Genomic DNA, 12743 nt, shown 5'->3' with positions numbered 1-12743 from the left:
AAATGGACGAGATGGATGCTCTAAAAGCACAGATTTTTGCAATGTTGAATCAATCTACTCAAGAACAACAACAAACGGCTTTAAAAGATAATTTTGTTTATTTTGCTGCAGAAGCATTTGAAATAGATAAGGAAATTTTGGGAGAGTTCTGGGGCTTTTTAAACAAGGACATAACAACATCACACTTAAATGAAAAACAAATAGAGGAGCTTAGATTGTTAGCAACAGCTGTTTATCTGGAAAAATATGAAACAATCCCTTCTGAAGAGCTTGAGGAAAAACATAACAGAGAGTTTTGGAATTTGGATGTGGCGGTTTTAACAAGAGGTAGAAAGAGTATTGGAGGATTCTTAATTAAGAAAGCTACGGAGAAACATGTTGCTTTACAGTCTGAGAAGCCTCCAGAAAAAAAATTGTGGTAAGGTGGGGGGATAATGGACAAGAGAGCCATTAATGACGTCATTAAATATCTAAATGGGATAAGAGATATAAAAATCCCTTTGATTTACAAGGTTCTTATAGCCCCAATTTTTGGGATATTTTTATGTATTGTAGGATTTTTCCTACTTTACACACCATATAGCTCACTAAATGTTGTAATTTACGGGCTTTTAATAATAATATTCGGTATCTGTGCATTAATAGTGCTGTTTATAAGATTTTACGCACCAGAGTTTGTTTTAGAGCTGGTAAAAATCAAACTACTGAGGAAAGCAAACGAATGCATAATATTTTTCGTGGATGAATTGGGAGTAATGGACACCACAGTTGGAGAGATAGATTTCTCAGTAAGGGAAGTGAAAGATAAAGCAACAGGTGCAAGATTTGAGTTTGCACCAGGGGATGTTGTGTATTACTACAGAGTTCCAGTAGTTTTCGTCAATGGGGCTTCAGGAAGAGTTATTCCAGTTAAATATGCAAATGTCATACAAAACTTAAGAAAACTTGGTTTTAAAACGAAATCAGATGTTAAGAAATTTATGGACATGAAAAATAAAAGAATTGCAGAAATTTTAGAAAAAATTGGAAAATTAAAAAGAGATTTGGATATAGCAGATGGAGAGGCAAGGAAAAAAATTGAAATGGAAATAAAGAAACTTGAGGAAGAACTAAATAAAGAAAGGAAAGAAATTGAACAAATTGAAGATGCAATTAATGAGATTCCTTGGGGAGTAATAAAACTACAAGATGTTACAAAGGTCTTAGGAAATGAGAACCCAGAAATCAAAAAAGCGAAAGCTCAAAGATATTACTTGGCAGGTTATGTAAGAGGGATGAGAGATGAAGGCTTTATAGAGATTCTCAAGTGGATTACTTTGATTGTTGCATTGATAGCCGCACCAACTGTAACCTATATTATAGTAAAATCCTTTGGTGGATAATCATGCCCTCCCTCCCAATTCAAACTATTGATTTTTACACAGGGGTGAGGATAGAATACATAACTTTTGAGGAATTGGAATTAATTTGTAATGGTCTTTGGAGTAGATATAGGGTTTTGCAGCACAGAAAAAAAGGTAAGAAATTCCTAAGGGATTGTTTTATATTCTCATTTTTATTTTTCACAGGGGCAAGATTAACGGAATTTTTACTATCCCAGAAATTTTGTGTGGATTTAGAAGAAAAAACATACTATGTTCCTCAATTAAAAAAACGATACTGGAAAAAATTCCCAGACGACCCTTACATCGACCCATACGAAAGATTTGAAAACGGGCTAATCAAATATGTTGAAGTACCTATAGACCACACACCAGAGAAACATTTGAAATACTGGGAAGAATGGCTCAATACAAGAAAAGATGAAGATTTTTTGGTTGATATAAAAGAAAGACAAGTAAGAAACATTATCTATAGATATTCAAAAGAAACCCTTGGAAGGAGAATATCTCCTCACGCTCTTAGGCACAGTACTGGTGTTTATTTGACTAACGACTTAGGACTACCCGTTCAGGACGTGCAGAGGGTAATGAGACATACTAATGGAGATGTAACATTCAGATATGTTAGATTGAAAAGTCCAGACTTGAAACAAAAATTAAAACAAGCTAAAACTAAATTAGAAGAGTGAGATTATGAGATACAGTAGTAAATTATTCAAAATTTACAGAATGCAATCACAGGATGATGAAAGTGAATACTTAAACAGATATGATTTAATTAGGCATCACATTCTCTCAATTGCTACTACAATTTATAATGTTGCATCAAATCCAATGATTCATCCTCAAGAATTGATAAAGAGGATTAGGAACTCAGCAAGGATTATATGCGGATGGGCAAATATACACTATGACAGAGAAAAAGATGTATTTGAAAATCTTGCAATGGCATTAAGACAAATTAGAAAGAGTAACATAATCTACACAAAATTGGGGAGGGCGGACATTTTATTGAGGACCTTAAAAGATGTTGTAGATGCAATAAATCTAACGGAGTTATATGAGTTAAAATATATTGGAGCTTTATACCTTTGGGCAGTTTCCAACATTGTTTATGATATAGACATAGAAAAACCCCAGAGAGGGCAAGATATTGCGGAATACGTTGAAAATTTGATTATTGACTACTATAAACACAATGTATTGCCTAAGCCAGTAGAAACTGTATATGCCGACCTAAAAAAAGATGATGAATTTGCGAGCGTATTTTTTGATGACATTTACACAAGGATTGAAAGGAATACAAACAATTTGATTTTCATAGAGGGGGAGCATGGAGTAGGAAAGTCATATACTGCACTGGCATTAGCAAGAGAAATAGACCCTGACTTTGAGCCAGAAGAACAAATTGTTTTCGATATTCCACAATTTATAGAGAGATGTAACGAAATGAAAAGAAAAAACCTAATGGGGAAGGTTATAATTTTTGATGAAGTTGGGGCAGCTGCTTCAGCTCTCACATCATGGGAGCTTGAAAATATATTATTTGATAGATATTTACAATTATTTAGATACTTAAGATTGACAGTTATTTTTACGGCAAGGGATATCTCAGATACAATTAGAAGACTGAGAAAAAGAGTAACTCATTACATTGTTATGGAAGAACAGCAAAGATGTGAGATATACAGGGTAAAAAGTAAATTTGACATGCAAAAGGATAAGTTAGAAGTTGTTTATGAGCCGTATTATTATGAAGATGACTATAATATCTATTTGCTGAAATTCAAAGTTCCAAGAGTTCCAGCTGACTTGGCTAAAATCTATGAAGAACTTAGAGATAAGAATGTAACTTCAAAATACTTAGAGAAAATTGAGGAAGAAGTAAAATTAATGAGAAATGACAAGCTTTTATCTGAAATAGCAAGGGATTTCATTGAAAACTGGTTGGATTGTGAAGAAGCATACATTAGCAAAGGGCCACATAAAGGTAAGATATCAGTAGCATTTATAGCAGAGAAATACAACATTGGAGAAAAAACAGCAAGGAAGGTAAGAAATCTTATTTATAAACTGCTAAAAGAGAAAGAACAAGTTGCCACATCTTCTTCTGAATAAGTATGCTAATTATATAGGAGGGAATAGAATGGTAGATTTGATAATATTAATTTATTTAGTTGGATTAATTTACTTTGCTTATGAGGATTATCAATACATGAGCATCCCTCTCCTTCCAGCTACACTATATTGCATACTATTAACAGCATTTGGTAGCTTAGAATGGATAATCATTGGAGTGGCTATATCGGGGCTGTTATTTGCTTTAAGAATGTTTGAAATAGGGGATGTTTTAGTTATCATTCCTACAGTGGTATTATTTGGTTGGCATGGGTTAATATCATCTTTACTTGGGGGGATAATTTTACAAATATACGGTTTGATTACAAAAAAGAGAAAACTTCCTTATATTCCTTTCTTATTAATTAGCATGGTGGTAATATGGCTGTAGCACCTTCAATCTGGCTAATTGTTGAAATCATAGGAGTTGCAGTTGCATGGTGGCTAACAACGCCAATTTTTAACTTTTTCTTAGAAATGGCTCAAACAAATGGGTGGATGCCAGAAGTAACTATAGTCATCGCATGGGTTTGGAAATTATTGCCTTTGATAGTGATATTTGGGATTATAATAGGACACTTTTTATTTGTTGCAAGGAAAGACACAGTTTCAGGGCCTCTATAAAACGGTGAGTATCATGAGAAAATTACTGCTCGCACTCTTAGCAATGCTGTTTATAGCCTCTGTTACTGGAGAATCAATCTCGGACATGAAATACAAAGTTAGCTATGTCTTTAACAGTCCTGATACATACACTGATGTGACTACTTATGTTGATTTGAATGTTTCAACATGGAAAGATTCATTAGTATTGACGGATGGCTGGCAACACAAAATTTTAGTAGTTGATGATGCGACAGGGAAGATTTTACCACATTGGTGCGAGATTTTAGATAATGACACGGTTAGAGTTTGGTTTATTAAAAATTGGACAGTTGGAGATAATATTGTAGATGTTTATTTCGATTCTAATGTATTGAATTCTACAACAGAAGAGCCAGATAAGGTTTTCATTTACTTTACAGATTTCAATGATAGAGGGAATTGGTCTGCTATTACACTACAAACCGTTGATTGGAACGGAGATGGTTCCGTAGATATTGCAGATACTGCATATTATAATACATATTGTGTATATACTAACAATAGCAATTTGATTTTTTTAACTCCAATAGGGCAAAAAGAAGTCATTGTAGATACGAATAGCAACATAACCGACACAAACAAAGTGTTCAGAATAAAATTCCACATAGAACCTACAGAAAAATTACCCTACTGGGTTGATGATAATGGGGATTTGTGGACAAAAGTTAACATTCCAGCAAACGGGACAATAACATTAAGAATTTACAAAAACGGAACTGGACAACCTAACGGTTCAAAAGTTTTTGAATTCTTTGATGACTTTAGTGAGTCGTCAATTGATACAAACAAATGGCAAATTCTTGGAGGAAATTGGATAGTGTCAAATGGATATTTAGTATGGAATGGAGAATCTACAGACAGTGATGGAGTAATTGTCTCAAAAATAAACTTTTCAAAAGATTCTGTCGTTGAAGTCAAGGGGATTAGAATCAGTCCAGAATCAACATCGGGGACTACAGAGTTTGACCAAATCGTCATGAGTTGTTCAGATATCAATAACTTCGTATTGCTAAGAGCAAGACCTGACGCAGGTGCCATTGAAATATACGACAAATCAAGCAGGTCATACACCCTGAAAAGCTCATCAAGTATCCCAACAACATATAACGTATGGAGAGTTGCTAAATCATGCTACAATGGTTCAGCGTATGTTTATGAATATATGTATCCAAATTACACACTAATTAAAACAGTTACATGGGACTCCCCATGGATTAGGGATGGTTATGTCGGTATTAGGGAATATCCTGGCTCAGAAGCTGGTGATGTGAAATATGACTGGTTTTTCGTTAGAAAATATGCTCCAATTGAACCAAATGTTACAGTTACAGACAAAGGAGATTACTGGGAAGTCAAAATCTACAACCCGAACAACTACTCACTGACAGATTTTCAAGTTGAAGTTCCAGGACTTGGTTTAGCAAAAAACGCAAGTGTTGATGTCATCCAAGTTGATGCAAAAGCGATTTCAGGAGTGGCTTTTGATTTAGACAGCAATGCAAATGGGTATTACAGTGGGGCAACAATTGAAGATGCAAAAGAGCACATTTTAGAAGTTGAAAGAAAAGGCAACAACATCACAGCAATGCTTGATGGAAAAATCATTGAACAATTGTCAGATTCAACCTATACCAATGGACACGTTGGTGTTTGGACTGGGGCATTCACAAAACCTGTTGCATATTGGAGTTTTGATGAGGAGGAGGGGGAGGGAACAGTAGCACACGATGAAACTGGGAACGGAAATGATGGGACAATTTACGGGGCGACATGGACCACAGGTAAGTATGGTTATGCGTTGCAGTTTGATGAAGTGGACGATTATGTTGAAATACCATATTCAGAAACACTAAATGTTACATATTCAGTAACATATTGTGCATGGGTACGTCCACAATCAAATGCTACATGGCAAAATGTTGTAGGACAGATAGGAACAGATAATGGTATATTTTTCTATAATGATAGATTCTTAGGTTCATTATGGTTTTTTAATCCAGATGGTACAGTTGGCAGGGATTTCATATGGGACAATCAATCAAGGGACTATAACAAGTGGTATTTTGTTGCGTTAACATATGATAGCTCACAACATGTCATAAAGCTGTATGTTAACGGCAATCTTGTAAGAGAAGTATATGAAACACGACCTCCATTAGATCATACTACTGACTTTTACATTGGAAGTTATGGTGCAAGATCTTTCTTTAATGGAACAATCGACGACGTCAGAATCTACAACAGGGCTTTAAGCGAAGAAGAAATCAAAGCACTCTATCAGACCGAACTCAAATATCACCAAATTCAAAATATCACAACAAAAGTTGATTACTACCAAGTCTACAACACTGCAACGAACCCATTACTCGTAATTACTCAAACATCCCCAATTGCAACCAATAATGATATTATAGTCATCAAAAATGTAACTTTCTACGATGAAACAAGTATTTCTTCAGAAGGTGCGGGATATGAACTTCTTAATAACATAAGCGAGAATTTAACTTTAATTTTCTCAGGAGATTCTGTAATTAAGAAATATGTTATCACACCAGACAACTATAGCCCAACTATGAGTTTTGAAGCGCCAGCTGGAGGCTCATTAACAGTTATCGAGGGCGGAAAAGTCAGAAAAATCTACTACAGTATTGGGGAAGATAATCTTTCAGTAATCTGGGCAGAACCGAACAAAGCGACATTGGTAGAGTGGTTAATTAGATTAGCTGAAACTCATGATGTCAAAATAACAGATATGGCTGACAGAGTCATTACCGAGTTTAAAAATGTGCAAACAGTAGATACATATGTTGTTCAAGGATATACTTACAAAATTTACATAGACAATACATTGAAAGAAGAAAAAACAGCAATTGATGCGGAATTGATTGATTACACCAAGCCAGAATCAGATATTGGTAGTTTAATCATTGTGCCTGTGACTCCTCCAATGTCTCAGCCAATGGTGGTATATACAACGAACTATGACGGAGAAAACATTACGCTAAGCTACAAATGGATTGGAGATGCAAAAATGCTCAATGTCAGTGTTTATGATGAGAATAACACATTGATATACTCAAATGCCTTTACAGCTCCTGAACAAACAATAAAAATCAATGTAGGAAATTCATCAGCATTTTGGAAAATAAAGATGATTTTAGTATGGGACGGTGGAGAAAAAACATTTAATGCATTCATTTATAGGCCATTGGAAGGGGGAGGATTTGAGCTATTAAAGGGTTGGAAGAAATGGGTTAGTATAGCAATATTGTTCTTAACATTAGTAACTTTCTCATACATACATGTAGAAGCTGCTACTGTGGCTACTTTAGCTATGATGTTCTTCTTAGAAATAATAGGCTTCTTAGATTGGTTGGATTACAAACTTAAGGCCGTATTGTTCCTAATGATAATAATACCACTCGCTTTGAAGATTAAGAGGGGATGGTAATGAACTACTCAAGGTATTTAATGTTCATTGTGACTGTGAATTTGATAATTCCCTTGCTTGCTCCTTCATTTGACATTTCTTTTGATTCAGGGCTAATGAGCTCTTTTGAAAACACTTTACACAATATAGATGACAATATAAAAGATTTCTTTCAGAGTGATAAGCTTTCAGCGATAGATGCAACATTTGCAGCAGTTGCTCTAATTATTAACGGTGCATTGCTCTTAATTCAAATAGTAGTGTTTGGCCCTTTACTCACGGCTAATGTAGTCAATGCTATGGCTGGATTTTCACCGATAATTCAGCCATTGACCACAATATTTACAATAGTTAGCTACTTAGCTTATGTTTTAGTGGTTTGGGACATATTCTTTAGAAATAAGCAAATTACATCCCCATAGGTGGAAGTATGACAAATATAACTATTCCAGATGTCCCTGATATCCAAATTCCAGATATGAACATTTCCAACACTACAATCATGAAAACTCTTGAAAATACAAGTGTTTCTCATCCTCTTGATTTTTATTACACGCTTTCAAAGGAATTCCTTATGGCAGGATTAGGGCAGTATTGGGTTTTTTTAATCTGGTTTTTTCCAACAGTAACTGTAGCAATCAGAAGTAAGAATCCAGCCCATATTGCATTCACATCAATATTGTTTAGTTTAGGGGCGTCATCCTTCGCAGAAGGGCCTGTGAAATACTTAATGTTCTTTATTACTATCATATCAGTCGTTGGGGCAATTGCATATTATCACTACTCAGGAACAGAATAAATTGGTGATAATATGTTCGAATTTATACATTCTGTTAAAAGAAACATAGATTTCAGCCCAAAAATCATAGAACAGAAATTACTAAAAAGATGTTTTTGGGAATGGCACGCTGGTGAAAGTGGAACTCCTGTTGAGAGTAGTGGCGGAAGTTTTGGAATCTCATATTCTGGGGGGTTTGTTGAAAGTAGTAGTGGCGACAGTGGAGGAGGTAGTAGAAGCTCACAAACGAGTCGAACTGACGACGACTCAGGGAGGACAACAGAAGGTGAAAATGGTGGCAAAGATTACTACATTGATACTTATACTGATAATTCTGGACAAAAACATACTGTTATCAAGGATAGTAGTGGGAATATCGTCGCGTTTACAAATCAAAAGGATGCTCAATCGGTATTAAAAAAATTCCAATCTGGCGAAATAAAACCAGATGCAGAAGTAATTACGGAAGATACTTCGACTGGGAAATGGTATAGTGCAACTTTCAATGGAAGTAGTTCAACAAAAGGTGTAACTACAAATGATATTATTTACCTTGGTAAAAAAACAGGTTCCAGTCACATTGATATGAATAATACAAAAGTCAAAGTTGGTAATTCACAAACAATGTCGGCTATTGATTTTGCTAAAAATTATGAACCATTAAAAATTGGCAATAAGATAGTTATATTACAACAGAGTGATTACAGTAGATTACAGCAGACATTACAGAAGTATCCAAATGCTAAAATTACAGCCAAGAATGGACAAATTCAGATTATGTATTCAACGCCAATAACAGTAAAACCAAAAACTGACGTAAATTTGAATAATTTTTTTGATGTCTCTAATGTGAAGCCAAATCTCCAAAACGGCTTATACTTAGCCCCAAAAGTTGAAATTTCCAATCTTCCCAGCCTTGAGGCATATTCTGGCAGTGAAATTGTTGGTAAAAATCAAACAGTTTCAGACTATTTGTCAAGAAATCCTTCAAATAATGAAATACATGCAATAAATGTATTTGAAACAATAAACACAGAACCAGAAATTAGCGTAGTGTCAAATCCAAATCTCGTAAGCAATGTGAAATATACTGGAGTTGATGAGTTTAGTAGCGTTGGAATTTACATAAGTCAAACAAATAAACAACAGATACAAAATAGAGTCAATAAAGATATTGAAGAATATAATAAATTGCCTGGACGACATGCGTTGACAAAAGCAGAAACATCAATTGTTGAAGGACTTGGACACATTGGCAAAACAATTGCTGGAACACTAGGAGAAATTGCAGGAAAATCTGCAGGATACTTTATTTCAGGGGCGGGAGAGTTTGTAGATGGGACAATTTATGCAACTGGAGTTTCAATACTCAAAGGAAATCCAAAATATTTAAGAGCAGAAGGAGAAATGCTTTTGGAAGGGGGAAAACAAACTTTGAAATCTCTGGCTAAGACTGTTAGCTATCCTTTCTTAAAAGCAACTGAAAAATACACTGGCATAAAAACACCAGAACTCACAACTGATGATGTTGCAATGACTTTGGCAACAGTTGCCCCAGTAGGATTGGCAAAAATTAGAAGTATATCTATTGAATCTCCATTTAAAACATCACAATCTATTACAAGCCCTTCCTTGCCTACTCCAAAAATGCCAAAAAATACAATTGTTGAAGTAGGTGTAAGCCCTGGAGGAAAGCCCTATGTCATAAAAACAAATGAAAGAGGAGTACCAATAAAAACTTGGGCAGATGTTGATGTAAAAGTTCCTACCCTTGAAGAACAACTTGTGCAAAAATCTACAATTCCAGATTACACAGAGTCTTTAACACTTACCAATAAAAATGCCATTTACAAAAGAGAATTTAATCCTTCAACAGGAGTTTACTCTGAAACTTTAAGTTATATAGCAGGAGAAAGAAGAAACACTATAACTCATCAATTTGATTTGAGTAAAGTAGTTCCTACAAGATATATCACTCTAACATCTGAAACTCCATTCAAAAAACAATCAATGTCAATTGCTTTAAATAGAGGAGAATTCGTTCAGTCATTAACATATCAAAATGCAGTAACTGGCGAAAGAGGAATTAAAGCAAGGTATATTAGCCATGACATTACAAGATTATATGAACTTAATAAAATGGATACTTTGCTCCCTCCAGCTCCTGATGTAATAAACAGAAGGCCATTTGCAGAAGTTCCTAAGCAATATCCATCTGAAATTCCAAAACCAAAAATAGAGAATAACATTATTGACTTGACAAATATTGATTTTGAAAAAATTGAGCAAACTAAAATTGAACATAAATTTGAGCTAAAACCGCCAGCCCAAAGAGGTAGAATATTTACTGTTGATGAAATCTTAAAAAAAGAGAAAACTGCAGGCGGGCAGAGTGTAAAAACAGGTAGCAAGACCTTGCAAATTGAAAAAACAAAAACTACTACAAAAGAGAAAACCATTCCTAAAACAGAAGAAAATGTCATAGACCTAACAAAAATAGATTTCAGAACTTTAGAAAAAGAAGCTACAAAAACTTCAATTAAACAGAAAACAGTGCCTAAGGTAGCTGAAAAATCTGCCCCTGTTCCTTTGTTATTGCCTAAAGTGGCTACAATCCCAAAACCTGTAGAAAAAGTTAAGCCAATATTGAAACCAATACAAAAACCAAAAACTCTCGAAAAACCATTAATAGTTCCAAAAATCGTAGAAATTCCTGCACAGAAGTTCAAAGTCGGATTAGCATTTGCCCCAGCAACTTTAGAGAAAACTGCATTTACCCCAAAAGAGAGTACAATTGAGAAAACTGCGTTAAGCTTCACTCAGTCAAAAACATTAGCAAATAGTCTCACATCTACACAGCAAATAACTACTCCAACATTTACTACTCCAAGTGTTGATATTAAGTTTAAGCCTCCAAAATTAAAATTAAATGTAAAATTGGGCTCCAGCATTGGAGGGAGTGGAAGCAGTAAAAGAGGAAAATGGGCAAAATTAGTTACTTGGTTCTAATCTCTCCAGCCTCTTTTAAGTTCATTTATTTTCTCATCTTCTTTCAGTTTCTCAAGCATTGTTAAAGCATTTTGGTAAATTTCGGCGACTTCGGGATATTTAAGCATTTCAGAATCTTTAAGCAAATTAACTATCGTCTCATAATCTCTATATTCATTTTGCAACCTAAGTAGTAAATTAAATCTGTCAATATCAGTCCCATTTTTCCAAATAAATCCAATTTCTTTAAGACAGATATGCCTCTTGCTTAAATACTCTTGAACTTTTTTCTTTTTATTACCAAACAATGAAAACATTCTCCCCACCATTTTGCGTTTTAATTTATTTATTAACCTCCTCCTATGTTTTTTAACTTTTTTCAAAATTACTCCCACTAAAAAATATATTAAAACAGGAGCAATTATCAAAACTGGAAGCCAAAATAAATTATATTTTTCCATTATCAATTTTATTATAGTAAAAAACAAAGAGAAAGCATAAATTGCATCAAACCAGACAACAGACAATGCATTTGCAATATAAAAAATGGTGAAAATTGGATATACAAATATTTTTTTAACGACTGAAAGCCTATGCTTATACTTCATTGCCAAATCCAAGTCATGCCAACTTGGAAATGCATTCATAGCACATGCTATCCCAATGTAGTATAATACATATTTGATTATATTATATGGAATATCAACAGCTACAGCAAAACAAAATATTGCTACAAATGTATTTATAACAAAAGGAGCAAATGACACAATAAAGGCTTCTCTAAATGACCTTGGCTCTTCATGATTAACCCACCCGTCAGCATTTTCTGAAAAGGAAAAATACTTAACACTATACACTTTAAGCCCTACGTAATCGCATGCTATTTTATGAGCCCATTCATGTATAATAACTCCAGGAAATGTTAGGATTGCTATGAATTTTCCAGGGATGAGCATAACTCCCCCCTCCCTAATTCAAAATAATTTTATATCTATTTATACATGATTTTTAAACCTTTTTTATATATATATTTTTATATACAAATTCATAAATTAACGCTTCAAAAATAAAAAATAAATTAATCCTCCCCCATACACATTTTTTCCAAAAGTATAGCCAGCGAATTTCCTAAATCAATTTCTTTTAACGCCTTGATATGTTCTAATACAGCATCTTTGTCTTCCTTAGCCACTTTAATTAACCCCCTTAAATATTCTTCATAAAAAACAATTTTGAATTGACCTTCATCTTCATCTACCATATAGTATATCTCACCAATGAGATACTCCTTTTTCCTACCCATACTCCCCACCAAAAATTTTAATTATTGCCCATTTTTTGTGAATAGTCCAAACGCTTTCCAAAATAAGATGGTTTAAAACTTTTAAATTTTAATGGATTT

General features: G+C 34.2%; 12 protein-coding genes. 10 read left to right on the top strand and 2 right to left on the bottom strand.

Going from position 1 to position 12743, the window contains the following annotated elements; all coding sequences use genetic code 11:
- Positions 1-2 precede the first annotated feature (2 nt).
- The 10 genes from HZY31_RS07445 to HZY31_RS07400 are packed head-to-tail and all read left to right on the top strand — an operon-like array spanning position 3 to position 11362.
- Positions 3-422, top strand: a complete 420-nt coding sequence (locus tag HZY31_RS07445; RefSeq protein ID WP_297318773.1) for a hypothetical protein — start codon at positions 3-5, stop codon at positions 420-422.
- 12 nt (positions 423-434) lie between these two features.
- Positions 435-1382, top strand: a complete 948-nt coding sequence (locus HZY31_RS07440) for a hypothetical protein (protein ID WP_297318772.1) — start codon at positions 435-437, stop codon at positions 1380-1382.
- A 2-nt stretch (positions 1383-1384) separates the two neighbouring features.
- Positions 1385-2071: a site-specific integrase gene (locus HZY31_RS07435; protein WP_297318771.1), complete on the top strand. Its 687-nt coding sequence runs from the start codon at positions 1385-1387 to the stop codon at positions 2069-2071.
- 4 nt (positions 2072-2075) lie between these two features.
- On the top strand, positions 2076-3500 hold the full coding sequence (locus HZY31_RS07430; protein WP_297318770.1) for an ATP-binding protein: 1425 nt from the start codon (positions 2076-2078) through the stop codon (positions 3498-3500).
- Between the two features lie 28 nt (positions 3501-3528).
- Entirely contained in the window at positions 3529-3891 is a 363-nt protein-coding gene (locus HZY31_RS07425) for a hypothetical protein (RefSeq protein WP_297318769.1), read from the top strand.
- Complete coding sequence (locus HZY31_RS07420; protein WP_297318768.1) at positions 3882-4124, top strand: hypothetical protein; 243 nt, start codon at positions 3882-3884, stop codon at positions 4122-4124. Before HZY31_RS07425 ends, HZY31_RS07420 begins: the two co-directional genes overlap by 10 nt.
- 13 nt (positions 4125-4137) lie before the next feature.
- On the top strand, positions 4138-7596 hold the full coding sequence (locus tag HZY31_RS07415; RefSeq protein WP_297318767.1) for a DUF2341 domain-containing protein: 3459 nt from the start codon (positions 4138-4140) through the stop codon (positions 7594-7596).
- Positions 7596-7997: a hypothetical protein gene (locus HZY31_RS07410; RefSeq protein ID WP_297318766.1), complete on the top strand. Its 402-nt coding sequence runs from the start codon at positions 7596-7598 to the stop codon at positions 7995-7997. The genes HZY31_RS07415 and HZY31_RS07410 overlap by 1 nt, the downstream gene beginning before the upstream one ends.
- A gap of 8 nt (positions 7998-8005) precedes the next feature.
- On the top strand, positions 8006-8374 hold the full coding sequence (locus tag HZY31_RS07405) for a hypothetical protein (protein ID WP_297318765.1): 369 nt from the start codon (positions 8006-8008) through the stop codon (positions 8372-8374).
- Between the two features lie 12 nt (positions 8375-8386).
- The gene (locus HZY31_RS07400) at positions 8387-11362 is read left to right on the top strand and encodes a hypothetical protein (RefSeq protein ID WP_297318764.1); all 2976 of its coding nucleotides are present in this window, start codon (positions 8387-8389) and stop codon (positions 11360-11362) included.
- Here HZY31_RS07400 and HZY31_RS07395 read toward each other — a convergent pair.
- Together HZY31_RS07395 and HZY31_RS07390 are read right to left on the bottom strand one after the other, a co-directional pair.
- Positions 11359-12198, bottom strand: coding sequence for a hypothetical protein (locus tag HZY31_RS07395; protein WP_463671224.1), 840 nt, complete (start codon positions 12196-12198; stop codon positions 11359-11361). The genes HZY31_RS07400 and HZY31_RS07395 overlap by 4 nt on opposite strands.
- 221 nt (positions 12199-12419) lie before the next feature.
- Entirely contained in the window at positions 12420-12644 is a 225-nt protein-coding gene (locus HZY31_RS07390) for a hypothetical protein (RefSeq protein ID WP_297318762.1), read from the bottom strand.
- Between the last annotated feature and the right edge of the window lie 99 nt (positions 12645-12743).

This window comes from Methanocaldococcus sp. (genome assembly GCF_024490875.1).
GTDB lineage: Archaea > AGJL01 > Methanococci > Methanococcales > Methanocaldococcaceae > Methanocaldococcus.
Note: the sequence above shows the minus strand (reverse complement) of the source record. Positions and strands in the feature narration are given on the sequence as shown.